Here is a 17,056-nt window from a genome sequence, read left to right on the forward strand (position 1 = left end):
GTCCCTCTCAGGGAGCGGTGGCGGCGGGGGCGTGGTGCGCGGCGCGCTCGCGGCCGGCCTGTTCGCGGCCGGCCCGTTCGCGGTCGGCGCGCTCCCACCCGGCCCGTTCGCGGTCGGCGCGCTCCCACCCGGCGCGTTCGCGGTCGGCGCGCTCCAGGTCCTGGCGGATCAGCTCCAGGCTGCGGGCGACGGCGCCGACCTCGTCGTGGTGGACGGGGTAGAGCACGGTGCGCCGGTCCCCGGCGGCCAGGGCCTCGGCGCTCGCGGTGAGCCGGCGCAGCGGCACGCCGACCGCGACGTACAGCCAGCCGAGGCAGAGCGCGGCGGCGGCCAGGCCGAGCATGCCGGCCAGCACGGCGCGCCGGTCGGCCCGGTTCTGGTCGAGGTGCAGCCAGGACACCGGGTGGACGGTGACGACGGACCAGCCGAGCCGGGCGACGGCGCCGCGGCCGCCGAGCGGGGCGGCGGCGAGCAGCACCGGGTCGCCGCCGGTGCGCACGACGTCGGCGGCGGCGCGCCCGGGCGCGGTGCCGGAGGTACCGGTGGTGGACGTGCCGGTGCCGGACGTCCCGGTGGCGGCGGCCAGGACGGTCCGGGCGCGGCCCTCGGGGAGTTCGCCGAAGGAGGCGTAGGCCTCGTTGGCGGCGAGCACCCGGTGGCGGTCGTCGAGCAGCCAGACCCGGCCGAGGCCGGGCCGGTCGAGCAGGCCGCCGAGGAAGTCGGTGCGGAACTCGCCGACCAGGACCGGTCCGGCGGCCGGTGCCCCGCCCGCCTCGCCCGCGGAGCCGTCGGCGGCCTCGGTGGCGTCGGAGGCCTCGGCCGCGGGCACGGCGAGCGGGGTCCTGGCGGCGATCCGGGGCTCCTTGCCGGAGCTGTTGAGCAGCAGCACCCCGCCGGGACCGAGCGCCCCGGGGCCGGTGCGGTGCGGCTCCTCGCCGGCCCGGGCGAGCACCTCGCCGCCGGCGCCGAGCACGTACAGCGCGCGGTAGCGCTCGTGCCGGGCGAGGGCGGTGCGCAGCAGCGTCTGGGCGCCGCCGACCGAGGCGGTGGCGAGTCCGGGGGCGAGCGCCCGCAGGTCGGCGTAGCCCTCGTTGAGGGCCTGGCGCAGCCGGTCGGCGGCGTTGTCGGTGCGGTCCCGCTGGCCGGCCACCACCTGGGTGGGGACGCGGACCTCGCCGTCGTTGCCGCCGAGCAGCAGCAGCGGGGCGGACCAGCCGAGCACCACGGCGGCGGCGAGGCCGAGCGGCAGCGCGGCGCCCGGCCGGCGGCGCCCGGGCGCGGGCGCGGTCGGCGGGCGGGCCGGGTCGAGGAGTTGGCGGCGCAGCTCCTCCAGGGCGCGGCCGATCCGGCCGGCCTCGCCGCGCCGCGGGCCGCGCACCGGCCGGTCCAGCTCGCCCCGGGTGAGCCGGCGGGCCTCCAGGAAGAGCCGCAGCAGCGGGCGCTGCAGGGTTCGGCGCAGGAACCAGGCGAGCAGCAGCGCGAGAGCCAGCAGGGCCCCGGCGGCGCCCAGGCCGAGGGCCGGGTGGCGCAGGCCGGCGGCCTTGCCGTCGACGGTGCCGGTGGAGACGACGGTGAGCCCGAGCGCGGTGGCCGGGTCGCGCGGGTCGGCGCCGGCGACGGCGGCGTAGCCGGCCACCCGGCGCATGCCCCGGGGGTCGGCGCCGCCGGCCAGGCTGCCGGAGACGGTCTCGCCGGGGGCCGCGGCGGGGTCGGCGGTGGGCCCGGTGACCCGGCCCCGGGCGGTGGCGACCAGCTGCCGGGCGGCCTCGTCGGGAAGGTCGGCGCCGGTGGCGTCGAGCACGGTGCCGGTGGTGTCGAGGACCTGGATGGTCTGGCCGTCGCGGGTGGCGAGGGCCGGCAGCCGCAGGTTGTCGGAGGCGACCAGCAGGGCCCGGCCGTCGTGCGCCGTGTCGACCAGCGCGAAGGTCAGCAGCCGGGTGCCGCCGGCGGAGGGGACGAGCAGCGGCGCGGGCGCGGTGTCGGTGATCCGGCCGAGGTCGAGGCCGGCCAGCGGGACGGTCTCGCCGCGGGCGGCGAGCAGCCGGCCGGTGTCCGGGCGGACGATCACGGTGCCGCGCCACTTGCGGTACGCCCGGCCGAGCGCGGTGAGCACCTCGGCGGGCTCGGCGGGCGCCCGGTCGTAGCGGGCGGCGGAGCGCAGCAGGTCGGTGGTGTTCTCCCGCAGGCCCGCCCGCAGTGACAGGGCGGTGTCCTCGGCGGCGTACTGGTGGGACTCGCGGACCGCCTGAGGGGTGTCGTCCACCCGCAGGCCGCCGACGGCCAGCGCGGTGATCGCGGCGACGGCCAGGAGCAGGACGAGCAGCAGCGCGATCGGCGGGCGGATGCCCCCGAGCAGCGGCATGTCGGCCCGGCGGCGATAGCGGTGCTGTCGCGGCGGGGTGGGGGCCGTGCTCACGGGTGGTGCCTCGTCGGGGGAGTCGGGTCGGGTCCGGTGCGTCGGGCGGCAGTGCGCCACCCACCCCTGGAGCCCCACCGCGATCCGGGATGCGCCCGGCCGAAACCTCAAAAGCGTACGAAGGGGTTCCGGATATCCTGTCTCGTAAAGATTTCGGATCGGGGAAGCTTCGATCACGATCGGTTTGGATCATGGAGCGCCTGTTGCGGGCGGTAGTTTCTTCCCTCGTGGAGAAACGCGAGGTACGACGCTCGATGCGCCGGCCGGTCGCGGCGCTGGTCGTCCTGGCCGCCCTGGCCGGCGGACTGGCCCTCGCCGCCCGCGGTCCCGCGCGGCACCCGTCGGGGGCCGGTCCCGCCGCCGCCTCCGCCGCCTCCGCCGCCTCCGCGGCCGCTCCGCGCCCGGTGGACCTCGCCGACCGGATCGACGCCTACACCGCCGCCGTCACCGTGGGCGGCTACACCGCCCCCGACCCCGCCCAGCGCCGGGCCGTCGCCGACGGGGTCCGGTCGGCCGTCGACGGCCGGCCCGACCGGGCCGGGCGGCTGCTGGCCGCCGTCGGCTACCGGCTCACCGAGTTCACCGAGGCCGTCAGCGGCCGCCGCACCGCCGAGATCGCCGACGCCTCCGGCACCGACCCGCGCGGCTGGGGCCGGATCTACCTGGACCTCTCCACTCCGGCCGGCTGGTCCGCCCAGGTGCCGCACCCGGTCTCCGACAGCCGCACCGAGGCCCTCGGCGCCGAACTCTTCCGCGCGGCGCCCGGCGGCGTGCTCGTCCTCGCCGGCGCCCACCGGCGGGCGGGCACCGACGGATCGGCGGACGTCGCCCACCGCGACGACACCGTCTTCGCCGCCGTCGTCGAGGCGCTCGCCGCCCGCGGCCTGCCCGGCGTCCAGCTGCACGGCTTCGCCGAGGACAGCCTCCCGGGCACCGACGCCGTGGTCTCCAGCGGCGCCGGGACGGCCGGCGGGATCGCCGAACGGACCGCCGACGGGCTCGCCGCCGCCGGACTCGCGGTCTGCCGGGCCTGGCGGGAGACGTGCGGGCGGCTGGAGGGCACCACCAATGTCCAGGGGCGCTTCGCCGCCGGCCTCGGGGTGCCCTGGGTCCACGTCGAACTCGCCAACCCGCTGCGCACCGACCCGGCCCGCCGCGCACGGGTCGTCGCGGCCCTGGCCGGGGCGGTCAGCGGCGGGCCGTAGGGATCAGCAGGGGCGGCGGCGCAGGTCCAGGACGTAGTCGTCGGGGGCGCCGGCGCTCTCCGCCGCGTCCGCGATCAGGCCCAGGTAGCGGGCCGCGGGCAGGCCGCCCTCGTAGTCGTTCAGCACGTACGTCCAGACCGGCACGTCGCCGTCCAGGGTCTGCGCCCGCAGCTTGATCTTGCGGTAGATGCCGAGCTGGACGCCCTCCCAGCGGTCCAGCCCCTCCTCGTCCATCGGCGCCACGTCGTACAGCGAGACGAAGACCTGGTCCTTCTCGTCCTCCACCACGGTGGCCAGCGAGCCCTCCCAGCCGAGGTGTTCGCCGCCGAAGGTGAGCCGCCAGCCGGACAGCCACCCGGTGCCGCGCAGCGGCGAGTGCGGGGCGCGGCGGGTCATCTGCCGGGCATCGAGGTTCGTGGCATACGCGGCGTAAAGGGGCATGGGGGGAAGCCTACGTTCACCGGCCGATCCGACAGAAGCCCCGACCCCGGCGTGGCAGTGCTCCCGGCGTGCGGGACAATGGTTGACGTGACTCGGATCGTGATCATCGGTGGCGGACCCGGCGGCTACGAGGCGGCGCTCGTCGCGGCCCAGCTCGGCGCGGAGGTGACCGTCGTCGACCGCGACGGCCTGGGCGGATCGGCGGTGCTCACGGACTGCGTGCCGTCGAAGACGCTGATCGCGACGGCGGAGGTGATGACGACCTTCGACAGCTCGTACGAGGAACTCGGCATCATCGTCGCCGACGACACCCCCCACATCGACACCCCGGCCCGGGTGGTCGGCGTCGACCTCGGCAAGGTCAACCGCCGTGTGAAGCGCCTGGCCATCGCGCAGTCCCACGACATCACCCAGTCCGTCACCCGCGCCGGCGTCACCGTGCTGCGCGGCCGCGGCCGGCTCGGCACCGGCGGCCAGGCCGTGGACGGCTCCCGCGAGGTGCTGGTGGACGCGCCCGACGGCAGCGTCCAGTCGCTGCGCGCCGACGCCGTGCTGATCGCCACCGGCGCCCACCCGCGCGAGCTGCCCGACGCCCAGCCCGACGGCGAGCGGATCCTCACCTGGACCCAGGTCTACGACCTGGAGGAGCTGCCGCGCGAGCTGATCGTGGTCGGATCCGGCGTCACCGGCGCCGAGTTCGCCGGCGCCTACCAGGCGCTGGGCTCCAAGGTCACCCTGGTCTCCTCGCGCGACCGGGTGCTGCCGGGCGAGGACCCGGACGCCGCCGAGGTGCTGGAGGAGGTCTTCCGCCGCCGCGGCATGAACGTGATGAGCCGCTCGCGCGCCGAGACGGTGAAGCGGATCGGCGACACGGTCGAGGTCACCCTCTCCGACGGCACGGTGATCGAGGGCACCCACTGCCTGATGGCGGTCGGCTCCATCCCGAACACCGCCGAGATGGGCCTGGAGGAGGCCGGGGTCAAGCTCAACGACTGGGGCCAGATCCAGGTCGACCGGGTCTCCCGCACCAGCGCCCCCGGCGTCTACGCGGCCGGCGACTGCACCGGCGTCTTCATGCTCGCCTCGGTGGCGGCCATGCAGGGCCGGATCGCCATGTACCACGCGCTCGGTGACGCGGTGCAGCCGCTGAACCTCAAGACCGTGGCCTCCAACGTCTTCACCGACCCCGAGATCGCCACCGTCGGCTACACCGCCGCCGACGTGAAGTGCGGCAAGATGGACGCGGTCGAGGTCAAGCTCCCGCTGCGCGGCAACCCGCGGGCCAAGATGCAGGGCATCCGCGACGGCTTCGTGAAGCTGTTCTGCCGCCCCGGCACCGGCATCGTGGTCGGCGGCGTGGTCGTCGCCCCGCGCGCCAGCGAGCTCATCCACTCGATCTCGCTCGCGGTGGACGCCAATCTGACGGTCGAACAGGTGGCCAGCGCCTTCACCGTCTACCCGTCGGTCTCCGGCTCCACCGCCGAGGCCGCCCGCCAGCTCCACATCCGCAAGCGCGCCGAGGGCGAATCCTGAGCCCAGGGCGCTCAGTTGGGGGCGGTCGCCGTTCGGCGGCCGCCCTTCGCGCGTCCCCGGCCGTCACTCGGACGGCGGGCGCAGTCCCCGATCACCGACGGCGCGCATTGTACGGTCACGCGCCGCTCCGGCGTGAGCAATTCCCGCTACTAGCAGCAAACGCCTGAAAGCAGACGGTCACGCAGGTTACCGTCGGTTCTGTGTTTGCAGCAGAACGTCGCCAGTTGATCCTCGAAATGGTGCGCGCCAACGGAGCGGTCTCGCTCCGCGAGTTGGCCCGCGTCGTCCAGACCTCCGAAGTGACCGTGCGCCGCGACGTACGGGCCCTGGAGGCAGAAGGGCTCCTCGACCGCCGGCACGGCGGCGCGGTGCTCCCCGGCGGCTTCAGCCGCGAACCCGGCTACCCGCAGAAGACCCACCTGTCCGCCGCCGAGAAGAGCGCCATCGCCGATCTCGCCGCCGGCCTGGTGGAGGAGGGCGACGCCGTGGTGGTCGGCGCCGGCACCACCACCCAGGAACTCGCCCGCCGCCTGGCCCGGGTGCCCGGGCTGACCGTGGTGACCAACTCGCTGCTGGTCGCCCAGGCGCTCGCGCATGCCAACCGGGTGGAGGTGGTGATGACCGGCGGCACCCTGCGCGGCTCCAACTACGCCTTGGTCGGCAGCGGCGCCGAGCAGTCCCTGCACGGGCTGCGGGTCACCAAGGCCTTCGTCTCGGGCAGCGGACTGACCGCCGAGCGCGGCCTGTCGACCACGAACATGCTCTCCGCGAGCGTGGACCGGGCACTGGTGCAGTCGGCCACCGAGGTGATCATCCTCGCCGACCACACCAAGCTCGGCGCGGACAGCATGTTCCAGACCGTCCCCACCGAGACCATCACCCGCCTCGTCACCGACGAGCACGCCACCGCCGACGACACCACCGCCCGCGAACTCGACGCGCTCGCCGACTGCGGCGTGCAGATCGACCTCGCGCCGCTCGGTGCCCCGTCGTCCGGCGACGCCCCGGTGCACGGCACCGGCAGCGGCCCCGTCCACCAGACCCAGCCCGGACCGATGGCCCGCCGCCCCGTGCCGCCGCCCCCCGGCGGCGGCGCCCCGCTGCCCGGCCAGCGCCGGCCCGGCGTGCACGGCCCCGGCGGACCGGCGGGCCCGGGCGGGCCGCTGCCGGCCAGGCTCGCCGAACTCGGCCTCCAGCGCGGCCGCTGAGCCCCTCCCGGCCGCCCCTCCGGCCGTCGCACCCCCGTACCGCCGCTCCACCTGTTCCACCCGCTCCGCCCGCTCCACCGCCGAAAACACGACCGGTCCGCACACCCGAAGGTGTACGGACCGGCGGCGGAAGACGCGGGAGGCGCGTCAGTCCTTGATCTCGCAGAGCGCCGCACCGCTGGAGACGCTCGCCCCCACCTCGGCCTTGAGGCCGACGACGGTGCCCGCCTTGTGCGCGTTCAGCGGCTGCTCCATCTTCATCGCCTCCAGGACGACGATCAGCTCGCCCTCCGCGACGACCTGGCCCTCCTCGACCGCGACCTTCACGATGGTGCCCTGCATCGGCGACGCCAGCGTGTCACCGCTGACCGCCGCGCCGGCCTTCTTCGCACCCACCCGGCGCTTGGCCTTCGCGGCCCCCGCACCGGCCGCCGGAGCGCTGGAGACGCCCAGCGAGGACGGCAGCGAGACCTCGATCCGCTTGCCGCCGACCTCGACGACCACGGTCTCCCGGCCCTCGGCCTCCTCGCCCTCGCCGGCCGCACCGGCGAACGCGGGGATGGTGTTGTCGAACTCGGTCTCGATCCACCGGGTGAAGACCTTGAACGGCCCGTCACCGCCGTGCACCTCCGGCGCGAACGCCGGGTCGGTGACGACCGCCCGGTGGAACGGGATGGCGGTCGCCATGCCCTCGACCTTGAACTCCGCCAGCGCGCGCTTCGCCCGCTCCAGCGCCTGCTTGCGGTCCCGGCCGGAGACGACCAGCTTCGCCAGCAGCGAGTCCCAGGCCGGACCGATCACCGAACCGGTCTCCACGCCCGAGTCCAGCCGCACACCCGGGCCGGACGGCGGCGCGAACAGCGTCACCGTGCCCGGCGCCGGCAGGAAGTTGCGGCCCGGGTCCTCGCCGTTGATGCGGAACTCGAACGAGTGGCCGCGCACCTCCGGGTCGTCGTACCCGAGCTCCTCGCCGTCCGCGATCCGGAACATCTCGCGGACCAGGTCGATCCCGGTGACCTCCTCGGTGACCGGGTGCTCCACCTGCAGACGGGTGTTGACCTCCAGGAAGGAGATCGTGCCGTCCAGCGCCACCAGGAACTCGCAGGTCCCGGCGCCCTCGTAGCCGGCCTCCTTGAGGATGGCCTTCGACGCCCGGTACAGCTCGGCGTTCTGCTCCGGGGTCAGGAACGGCGCGGGCGCCTCCTCGACCAGCTTCTGGTGCCGGCGCTGCAGCGAGCAGTCACGGGTGGAGACGACCACCACGTTGCCGTGCTTGTCGGCCAGGCACTGGGTCTCCACGTGCCGCGGGTTGTCCAGGTAGCGCTCGACGAAGCACTCGCCGCGCCCGAAGGCGGCGACCGCCTCGCGCACCGCGGACTCGTACAGCTCCGGGATCTCCTCCAGCGTCCGGGCGACCTTCAGGCCGCGGCCGCCGCCGCCGAACGCCGCCTTGATGGCGACCGGCAGGCCGTGCTCGCCGGCGAACGCGACGACCTCGTCGGCACCCGAGACCGGGTCCGGCGTACCGGCCACCAGCGGGGCACCGGCGCGCTGCGCCACGTGCCGGGCGGTGACCTTGTCACCGAGGTCGCGGATGGCCTGCGGCGGCGGGCCGATCCAGGTGAGACCCGCGTCGATGACGGCCTGGGCGAAGTCGGCGTTCTCCGACAGGAAGCCGTAGCCGGGGTGGACGGCGTCCGCGCCCGAGTCGGCGGCGGCCTGGAGGACCTTGGCGATGTCCAGGTAGCTGGTGCCGGGGGTGTCGCCGCCCAGCGCGTAAGCCTCGTCGGCCGCGCGGACGTGCAGCGCATCCCGGTCCGGCTCGGCGTAGACGGCGACGCTGGCGATACCGGCGTCCGAGCAGGCCCGGGCGACGCGGACGGCGATTTCCCCGCGGTTGGCGATGAGCACCTTGCGCACTGTGGCTCCCTTCTTGAACCTCGTTGAGTTTATGGATTCCTGGGCGGTACCGGCGAGTAGCCCCAGGTTGTGAACTATCCCACACGGAGGGTGATGCGTCCGGACGGGTGGTGGGCGGCCCGACGGGAGTCCTCGCAGGTGGTGGCCGGTGCGCCGGCGGCGGCCCGGCGCTTGCGCTCGGTGACGGCGCGGCGTGGCGCGGCGGTGGGCTTGGCCACACCCCGAGCGTTCCGCGAGCCGGGCTCAAGCGGTGGCGGCGGCAGCGGGGGCCGGGGCGGCCGTCCCGGGGGCGCCCGGCGGGGCCGGGGGGCGCTCCAGGGCGCGGTCGGTGACGTCGGCGACCTGCTCGACGACGTCGGGGCCGTAGGCGGCCGGATTGACCACCTTGAGCAGCAGCGCGAAGGTGCCGTCCGTGCCGTACCGGCGGGCCAGCCGGCGGTGGTGGGTGACCAGGTGGCGGACCCCGGCGTGGTTGGCGATGCCGGTCTGCCCGGAGATCAGGAAGACCGGGCGGCCGCCCCCGGGGGTGGCCAGCCGGGCCAGCAGCACGTACTCGCCGGCCTCGTCGTCGGCGGCGTAGGAGCGGCCGCCGACGGTGATGGTGTTGTCCAGGACGGCGTGGTCGCCGGAGACCGCCACCCCGGGCAGGCCCCAGGCCAGGTGGGCGGCCATCCGCTCGTTGGAGACCGGGCCGCCGAAGCAGAGCTCGGTCCTGGTGCCGAGGCCGCGCGGCGCGGCGTCGTGCGCCACCAGGTCGGCGTGCGCGCCGCACTCCTTGACCAGGGCGGCCAGTTCCATCAGCGCGTAGGCGTCGCGCCGGGTGATCGTCCGGGGGTGCGCGCCGGTGCCGATGCTGCGGTTGACCACGATCAGGCACTCGCTGCCGGCGGGCAGGCCGAGGAAGGCCCTGGCCCGTTCCAGCCGGCGTCTTCGGCGCAGGCTCTGGCCGAGCCAGCCGAGTGCGGCGCTGATCGCGCTGGCCAGCAGGCCCAGCAGTACGTTGAGCAGACTGTCGGTCATCCGCTCGCCACCTCCCCCGTCGCCCCGGAGCGCCGATGCCGTCCGGACGCCCTTCCAGCGTGCATCAGATGACGTCGGCCACGGGGTGGTTGGCCACAATTGTGCCGGTGTTTGGCGCACCGGCGACGGTCGTCGGCGAGGCGGTCACCCACGACGGCCGCCGGTGCGGCCGGTCAGGTCCAGAGGTCGGTGATCCGGACGTCCAGCTCGGCGAGCAGCGTGCGCAGCAGCGGCAGGGAGAGGCCGATGACGTTGCCCGGGTCGCCGTCCACGCCCTCGATGAACGGGCCCGAGCGGCCGTCCAGGGTGAACGCGCCGGCCACGTGCAGCGGCTCGCCGGTGGCGATGTAGGCGGCGACCTCGGCGTCGTCCGGGGTGCCGAAGCGCACGGTGGTGGAGGCGGTGGCGGAGGCCCTGCGGCCGTTGGCGGTGTCGATCACGCAGTGGCCGGTGCGCAGCACGCCGGCCCGCCCGCGCATGGACTGCCAGCGGGCCAGCGCCTCGGTCTCGTCGGCGGGCTTGCCGAGGGCCAGGCCGTCCAGCTCCAGGACGGAGTCGCAGCCGACGACCAGCTCGCCGTCGGTGAGGCCGGCGGCGACGGCCTCGGCCTTGGCCTCGGCGAGGACGAGGGCGAGTTCGCCGGGGGTGGCGGCGGTGATCGCGTCCTCGTCGACGCCGCTGACCACCACGCGCGGGTCGAAGCCCGCCTGGCGCAGCAGCCCGAGGCGGGCGGGGGAGGCGGAGGCGAGGACAAGGGTGCGGCGGTCGGTCATGCCCACCAGGGTAGAGGGAGGCCCGGGTCGGCCGTCCGGTGATCGTCAGATCATCAGGAGAACAGCGATCAACAGGGCGAGGACGGCGAGCACATGGCCGGCCCGGTGCAGCTTCTTCTGCATCCGGCGGGCTTCCGGGGAGGGCTCGTCGCGAGGGTCTGACCAGAGCATCGTTCCAGGGTGCTCCGGCGGGTCGCCGGGGCGCCTGAGTACCCGTACTCAGCTTTCGGGGCGATCCGGGCTTCCGCCGGTCCGGGCCGAACGGTCCGGACCGGCGGAAGCCCGCCCGCCTATCCGGGCCAGCCGGAGGTGCGCCAGGTGCCGGCGCCCGGGCGCGGGGCGGCGCGCAGGCGGCGGGCGCGGTCGTTCCAGGCGGAGTCCGGGCCGGCGCCGGCGCGGCGGGCGGCCTCGGCGGCGGCCTGCGCGGCGGCGGCCCGGGCCTGGACCACCGCCAGGACGGTGGCCAGCTCCTCGGGGGTCGGCTGCCCGTGCAGCACGTGGATCGGGGCCATGCTCAATCCTCTCGCGGTCCTCCTGCTTGCGGCGACTACAGCGGGATGTTGCCGTGCTTCTTCGGCGGCAGCGTCTCGCGCTTGCCGCGCAGCGCCCGCAGCCCGCGCACGATGTGCCGGCGGGTCTCGCTCGGCGCGATGACGGCGTCCACGTATCCGCGCTCGGCGGCCAGGTACGGGTTGAGCAGGGTGTCCTCGTAGGAGGCGATCAGCTCGGCCCGCCGCTCGTCGGCGTTCCCGGCCGCCTCCGCCTCGGCGATCTCCCGCCGGTGCAGGATGTTGACCGCGCCCTGCGCGCCCATCACGGCGATCTGCGCGGTCGGCCAGGCCAGGTTGAGGTCGGCGCCCAGGTGCTTGGAGCCCATGACGTCGTACGCGCCGCCGAAGGCCTTGCGGGTGATCACGGTGATCAGCGGCACGGTCGCCTCGGCGTAGGCGTAGATCAGCTTGGCGCCCCGCCGGATGATGCCGTCCCACTCCTGCTCGGTGCCGGGCAGGAAGCCGGGCACGTCGACGAAGGTGATCACCGGGATGTTGAACGAGTCGCAGGTGCGGATGAACCGCGCGGCCTTCTCGCTGGCGGCGATGTCCAGGCAGCCCGCGAGGTCCATCGGCTGGTTGCCGACGATGCCGACCGAGTGGCCCTCGACCCGCCCGAAGCCGGTGATGATGTTGCCCGCGTACAGCGGCTGGGTCTCCAGGAACTCGCCGTCGTCGAGCACGTGCTCGATGACCTTGTGCATGTCGTACGGCTGGTTCGCCGAGTCCGGCACCAGGGTGTCGAGTCCGAGGTCCCGACCGGTGACGGACAGGTCCGCCTCCTCCGGGACGGACGGCGGGTCGGAGAGGTTGTTGGACGGCAGGTAGGAGAGCAGGCTCTTGACGTACTCGACCGCCTCCTTCTCGTCCGTGGCCAGGTAGTGCGCGTTGCCGGACTTGGTGTTGTGGGTGCGCGCGCCGCCCAGCTCCTCCATGCCGACGTCCTCGCCGGTGACGGTCTTGATCACGTCGGGGCCGGTGATGAACATGTGCGAGGTCCGGTCGGCCATCACCACGAAGTCGGTGATCGCGGGGGAGTAGACCGCGCCGCCCGCGCAGGGGCCCATGATCAGGGAGATCTGCGGGACCACCCCGGAGGCGTGCACATTGCGGCGGAAGATCTCGCCGTACAGGCCGAGCGAGACCACGCCCTCCTGGATCCGGGCGCCGCCGGAGTCGTTGATGCCGATGACCGGGCAGCCGGTCTTCAGCGCGAAGTCCATCACCTTGACGATCTTCTCGCCGAACACCTCGCCCAGCGAGCCGCCGAAGACGGTGAAGTCCTGGGCGAACACCGCGACCTGACGGCCGTCGACGGTGCCGTAGCCGGTGACCACGCCGTCGCCGTACGGCCGGTTCCGCTCCTGGCCGAAGTTGGTGGAGCGGTGCCGGGCGAACTCGTCGAACTCGACGAAGGAGTCCTCGTCCAGCAGCTCCGCCACCCGCTCGCGGGCCGTCAGCTTGCCCTTGGCGTGCTGCTTCTCGACCGCCTTGGCGGAGCCGGAGTGCACCGCCTCGTCGATCCTGCGCCGGAGGTCGGCGAGCTTGCCGGCGGTGGTGTGCGGGTCGTACGGCGCCTCGGTCATTCCGGTGGCTCTCCCTGCATCCTGGGCCGCGACCTGTTTTCGGGGGCGCGCGGGCCGGGTGGGGGCCGGCGCGGACGAGGGGTGCAGGGCGGCACAACGAACTACCGTTGGGTAGCGTAGCCAGCCCCGAGCGCCGGACGTAATGTCCGACCGTTATGGCCAGCGACACAGTGTGGTCGACGCCGGTTGTGGGGGACGATGGGGCGGCCTACGGCCTCGGAGCCGTTCTAGGGTGAGCCGCATGACCTCCGACACCCCCCGCCGCAGTGGACTGCGCGGCCTCGGCCACGCCGGGCCGTCGCCGTGGACCGACCTGGACCGCCCGCCGCTGGACGCCGCCGCGCTGCGCCGGGACCTGCTGCGCCCCGGCGGGCTCTGGACCTCGCTCGACGTCGTCGAGGAGACCGGCTCCACCAACACCGACCTCGCCGCCCGCGCCCGCGAGGGCGCCCCGCAGGGCGCGGTGCTGGTCGCCGAGGCCCAGAACTCCGGCCGCGGCCGGCTCGAACGGCAGTGGAGCGCCCCCGCCCGCTCCGGTCTCTTCCTCTCCGTCCTGCTTCGTCCGGACGAGGTACCCGTCGAACGCTACGGCTGGCTGCCGATCCTGGTCGGCGTCGCCGCCGCGAGCACGCTGAGCCGGGTCGCCGAGGTCGAGGTCGGCCTGAAGTGGCCCAACGACCTCCAGGTGGAGGTCGACGGCACGGAGCGCAAGCTCGGCGGCATCCTCACCGAGCTGGGCGGCGGCGCGGTGGTCGCCGGCCTCGGGCTCAACGTCTCGCTGCGCGCCGCCGAACTGCCCGTCCCCACCGCGGCCTCGCTCGCCCTGGCCGGCGCCGCCGTCACCGACCGGTCCACCCTGCTGCGCGCCCTGCTGCGCGAGTTCGCCGAGCTGTACGGGGAGTGGACGGCCGCCGCCGGCGACCCGCACACCAGCGGTCTGCTGCGCGCCTACGCGGCGCGCTGCACCACCCTGGGGCGGCCGGTGAAGGTGCTGCTGCCCGGCGACCGCGAGCTGCGCGGCGAGGCGGTCGCGGTGGACGGGGACGGCCGGCTGGTGGTCCGTACCCCGGACGGCGGCCGGCGGGCGGTCGGCGCGGGGGACGTCGTCCATGTGCGCCCGGAGCCGCGCGCCGCGCAGTAGCCGGGCCGTGCGCCGGGCGGGGACGGGCGCCGTGCGCCGGGCGGGCGCTCCGTGCGTCCCCTTACCTCCCCTTGACCCGGGCGGATGCCCCGGATCGCGCGATTCCGTGCGAACATTCCACCTGGCAGCAGTGTGAGGCGCGCCACTGCCCGCCGGGTGGCGGGCGCGCCCGGACTGGCAGGACACGAGGCGAGTGCGGCGACCGCACGGGGACGGACCGGTGGCAGAGGACGGCAGCAGCGGCGGCGGCAACGGCGCCGGCGGCAATGGCGGCCCGGCGGGCTCCGACGACCAGACCGTCGCCCTCGACCTCGAACGCCTGATCCTGGACGCGCCGCGCCGCTACACCCCGTACCAGGCCGCCCGCGCCGCCGACGTCCCGATGGAGCTGGCCACCCGCTTCTGGCGGGCGATGGGCTTCCCGGACATCGGGCAGTCCCGGGCGCTGACCGACGGCGACGTGATCGCGCTGCGGCGGCTGGCGGGTCTGGTCGAGTCGGGCCTGCTGAGCGAGTCGATGGCGATCCAGGTGGCCCGCTCCACCGGCCAGACCACCGCCCGGCTGGCGGGCTGGCAGATGGACACCTTCCTGGAGAACCTCACCCAGTCCGTCGAACCCGGTCTGACCCGCGCCGACGTCGCGTACCCGCTGGTCGAGCTGCTGCTGCCGGAACTGGAGCAGTTCCTGGTGTACGTCTGGCGGCGCCAGCTGGCCGCCGTCACCGGCCGGGTGGTGCAGGCCGCCGAGGACAACGAGATCACCAGCGGCCGGCTCGCCGTCGGCTTCGCCGACCTGGTCGGCTTCACCCGGCTGTCGCGGCGGCTGGAGGAGGAGGAGCTCGGCGAGCTGGTCGAGACCTTCGAGAACACCTGCTCCGACCTGATCGTCGGCCAGGGCGGCCGGGTGATCAAGACGCTCGGCGACGAGATCCTCTTCGTCTCGGAGGACCCGGTGACCGCCGCCGGGATCGCGCTCGGCCTGATCGAGGCGCTGGCCGAGGACGACACCATCCCCGCGCTGCGGGTCGGCATGGCCTTCGGCACGGTTACCTCCCGGATGGGCGACGTGTTCGGCACGACGGTCAACCTGGCCAGCCGGCTCACCTCGATCGCGCCCAAGGACGCGGTGCTGGTCGACGGCGAGTTCGCGGCCGCGCTGGAGCAGAACGGCAGCGTCGCGCCGCCCGACCTGGACGGCCCGGGGCTGGCCGGGGCGCTGTCGGCGGCGGCCGGGCTGCCGCCGTCCGGTCCCTCCGGCCCGTCGGCCCCCGGGCCGGACGGGGCCCACCGGTTCAACCTGCAGCCGATGTGGCGCCGTCCGGTGCGCGGGCTCGGGCTGGTCGAGCCGTGGCTGCTCTCCCGGCGGCCGCGCACCGCGTAGCACCCGGCGATCCGGGTAGGTGGTGACACACCGCGACACGCCGGACGGCGGACCGTCACGGGGCCGTGCGGGTGCGAAGCCGCAAACGGGGCATAACCGAACGAAATCGCCATAGTCTTGGTGCAGGCGCCTCGGTGCGATCGGTCGCGGGGGCGGCGCTGCCGGACGGGCGGGAGCGGTCGTGGGCGCGGGCGTCCGGGCGGACCACCAGCAGGACCGAGCACAGGGAGCGAGGCGAGCCGGTGAGCAGTGAGGCGATCATGACGGACCGCGGCCGGACCGGGCAGCCGGCGCCCGCCGTCCCCGAGCCCGGGGCGGCCCCCGGGGGCGGTCCGGCCACCGACGCACGGCTGAAGGCCGTGGTCGAACTCGCCCAGGACATGGCCGGCGCGCTCACCCCGCTGGAGGCCGTCCGGGCCGCCGCCGCCCGGGCCACCGGGGCACTCGGCGCGACGATGGCCGCCGTCTCGGTCTGGGACCGCGAGTCCGGCCGGCTGCGGGTCCTGGTCAACCACGGCGAACTGGCCCCGGGCGAGGAGGAGCTGCCCGAGGACGAGTCCTACCCGGTGGCCGACTTCCCCGAGATCGTCACGTACCTGGAGGAGCGCTGGACCACCGGGCGGCTGCCGCGCGCCTGGGTGCAGACCGCCGACAACAGTCAGCCGCACGCCGGGCACGCGCACCCCACCGCCGGCGCGTACTGCCAGGAGCGCGCCGCCGCGCTGCGCCGGCGCGGCCGGGCCTGCTGCGTGGTCGCGCCGATCGTGCTGCACGGGCAGGCCTGGGGCGAGCTCTACCTGGCCCGCACCGCCGGGATGCCCGGCTTCACCGACGCCGACGCCGACTACGCCACCCTGCTGGCCGCCCAGATCTCGGCCGGCCTCGCCCAGACCGAACGCCTCGCCGACCTGCGCAAGCTCGCCTTCTCCGACCCGCTCACCGGCCTCGCCAACCGGCGTGCGGTGGACGCCCGGCTGGAGAGCGCGCTGGCCGCGCACAACCGGGACAACACCGTGGTCTCCCTGGTGGTCTGCGACGTCAACGGCCTCAAGCGGGTCAACGACCAGCTCGGCCACGAGGTCGGCGACCGGCTGCTGGAACGGTTCGCCCACCAGCTGTCGCTGGCCGCCGCCAAGCTCCCCGGCAGCCTCGCCGCCCGGCTCGGCGGCGACGAGTTCTGCCTGCTCGTCGAGGGGCAGAAGGCGGACGAGGTGGTGGCCGCCGCCGAGGAGCTGTGCGCGCGGGCGCTGGCCCTGGCCGAGGGCGAGGGCGTGGCCTGCGGGGTCGCCTCCACCGGTGACTCGATCGGCCCCGTCACCACCCCCGACCGGCTGTTCCGGCTCGCCGACGCCGCCCAGTACCGGGCCAAGGCCGCCCGGGCCGCCCATCCGGTGGTGGCCGGCCGCAGCCACGGGCCCGGCTTCTCCCCGGACCCGACGGTGCTGCTCGCCGACGCCGCCGACCCGCCGCACCGCGGCGACGGCCGGTTCCGCCCCGGCGGCCGGGCCGGGGCGGGGGACCGGCGGCGGTTCCGCGGCGCCGCGCACAGCGCCGACCCGGGGCAGCTGCTCACGGCGGTGCTCGCCGCGCTGGACCAGCAGGGCGCGGTGCGGGCGGTGCACCCGGCCGACACCATGGGCAAGCTCGCGATCGTGGCCGAGACCTCCGCCCGGCTGCTGGACGCGGTCGGCTGGTGGATCTCCTACGTGCCGCCCGGCTCGCAGCTGATGCGCACCGCCCGGCACGCCGTCTACCGGATGACCAGCGGGCCGAGCAGCACCCGGGCGGAGACCCAGCGGGCCCAGATCGAGGCCCCGGACGCCGTCTTCGACCTGCGCCACTACCCGATGACGCGGCGGGCGGTGCGCGGCGGCGCCTTCG

The 17,056-nt window shown here is 75.3% G+C and carries 14 protein-coding genes and 1 pseudogene; 6 read left to right on the forward strand and 9 right to left on the reverse strand.

Annotation, left to right across the window (positions count from 1 at the left end; translation table 11 throughout):
* Positions 1–7: 7 nt before the first annotated feature.
* A complete protein-coding gene (locus ABTX81_RS34550; RefSeq protein ID WP_350553928.1) occupies positions 8–2,416 on the reverse strand; it encodes a HAMP domain-containing protein in 2,409 nt (802 codons plus the stop codon).
* A gap of 227 nt (positions 2,417–2,643) precedes the next feature.
* On the opposite strand from ABTX81_RS34550, the gene ABTX81_RS34555 reads away from it, so the two are divergent.
* Positions 2,644–3,621, forward strand: a complete 978-nt coding sequence (locus ABTX81_RS34555) for a hypothetical protein (RefSeq protein ID WP_350553930.1) — start codon at positions 2,644–2,646, stop codon at positions 3,619–3,621.
* A gap of 3 nt (positions 3,622–3,624) precedes the next feature.
* Here ABTX81_RS34555 and ABTX81_RS34560 read toward each other — a convergent pair whose 3' ends face one another.
* On the reverse strand, positions 3,625–4,062 hold the full coding sequence (locus tag ABTX81_RS34560; RefSeq protein ID WP_344331090.1) for a gamma-glutamylcyclotransferase family protein: 438 nt from the start codon (positions 4,060–4,062) through the stop codon (positions 3,625–3,627).
* 78 nt (positions 4,063–4,140) lie between these two features.
* Here ABTX81_RS34560 and ABTX81_RS34565 point away from each other — a divergent pair, with 78 nt between their 5' ends.
* A complete protein-coding gene (locus ABTX81_RS34565) occupies positions 4,141–5,595 on the forward strand; it encodes an NAD(P)H-quinone dehydrogenase (RefSeq protein ID WP_350553932.1) in 1,455 nt (484 codons plus the stop codon).
* Between the two features lie 236 nt (positions 5,596–5,831).
* On the forward strand, positions 5,832–6,803 hold the full coding sequence (locus tag ABTX81_RS34570) for a DeoR/GlpR family DNA-binding transcription regulator (protein ID WP_502892925.1): 972 nt from the start codon (positions 5,832–5,834) through the stop codon (positions 6,801–6,803).
* 147 nt (positions 6,804–6,950) lie between these two features.
* Here the strand turns inward: ABTX81_RS34570 and ABTX81_RS34575 are convergent, their stop codons facing one another.
* The 7 genes from ABTX81_RS34575 to ABTX81_RS34605 all read right to left on the reverse strand — a co-directional run bounded on the left by ABTX81_RS34575 (position 6,951) and on the right by ABTX81_RS34605 (position 12,653).
* Positions 6,951–8,723: an acetyl/propionyl/methylcrotonyl-CoA carboxylase subunit alpha gene (locus tag ABTX81_RS34575; RefSeq protein WP_350553936.1), complete on the reverse strand. Its 1,773-nt coding sequence runs from the start codon at positions 8,721–8,723 to the stop codon at positions 6,951–6,953.
* A gap of 74 nt (positions 8,724–8,797) precedes the next feature.
* Positions 8,798–8,941, reverse strand: a complete 144-nt coding sequence (locus tag ABTX81_RS34580; RefSeq protein ID WP_350553938.1) for a hypothetical protein — start codon at positions 8,939–8,941, stop codon at positions 8,798–8,800.
* A gap of 25 nt (positions 8,942–8,966) precedes the next feature.
* The gene (locus ABTX81_RS34585) at positions 8,967–9,743 is read right to left on the reverse strand and encodes a hypothetical protein (protein WP_350553940.1); all 777 of its coding nucleotides are present in this window, start codon (positions 9,741–9,743) and stop codon (positions 8,967–8,969) included.
* A 173-nt stretch (positions 9,744–9,916) separates the two neighbouring features.
* Positions 9,917–10,516, reverse strand: coding sequence for a nucleoside triphosphate pyrophosphatase (locus tag ABTX81_RS34590; protein WP_350553942.1), 600 nt, complete (start codon positions 10,514–10,516; stop codon positions 9,917–9,919).
* A 45-nt stretch (positions 10,517–10,561) separates the two neighbouring features.
* Positions 10,562–10,687, reverse strand: coding sequence for a morphogenic membrane protein MmpB (gene mmpB, locus ABTX81_RS34595; RefSeq protein WP_350553944.1), 126 nt, complete (start codon positions 10,685–10,687; stop codon positions 10,562–10,564).
* Positions 10,688–10,806: 119 nt separating this feature from the next.
* Complete coding sequence (locus ABTX81_RS34600; protein ID WP_350553946.1) at positions 10,807–11,028, reverse strand: acyl-CoA carboxylase epsilon subunit; 222 nt, start codon at positions 11,026–11,028, stop codon at positions 10,807–10,809.
* Between the two features lie 35 nt (positions 11,029–11,063).
* Complete coding sequence (locus tag ABTX81_RS34605) at positions 11,064–12,653, reverse strand: acyl-CoA carboxylase subunit beta (RefSeq protein ID WP_350553948.1); 1,590 nt, start codon at positions 12,651–12,653, stop codon at positions 11,064–11,066.
* Between the two features lie 241 nt (positions 12,654–12,894).
* On the opposite strand from ABTX81_RS34605, the gene ABTX81_RS34610 reads away from it, so the two are divergent.
* From ABTX81_RS34610 to ABTX81_RS34620, 3 genes and pseudogenes are all read left to right on the forward strand, one after another.
* On the forward strand, positions 12,895–13,794 hold the full coding sequence (locus ABTX81_RS34610) for a biotin--[acetyl-CoA-carboxylase] ligase (protein ID WP_350553950.1): 900 nt from the start codon (positions 12,895–12,897) through the stop codon (positions 13,792–13,794).
* Between the two features lie 220 nt (positions 13,795–14,014).
* Positions 14,015–15,175 carry an adenylate/guanylate cyclase domain-containing protein gene (locus ABTX81_RS34615; protein ID WP_350553952.1) on the forward strand — a complete coding sequence of 387 codons (1,161 nt, stop codon included), beginning with the start codon at positions 14,015–14,017 and terminating at the stop codon, positions 15,173–15,175.
* Between the two features lie 380 nt (positions 15,176–15,555).
* Positions 15,556–16,713: pseudogene (locus ABTX81_RS34620) on the forward strand (GGDEF domain-containing protein); the annotation flags it as partial.
* Positions 16,714–17,056 lie beyond the last annotated feature (343 nt).

Source organism: Kitasatospora sp. NPDC097605, assembly GCF_040302725.1.
Classification (GTDB): domain Bacteria; phylum Actinomycetota; class Actinomycetes; order Streptomycetales; family Streptomycetaceae; genus Kitasatospora.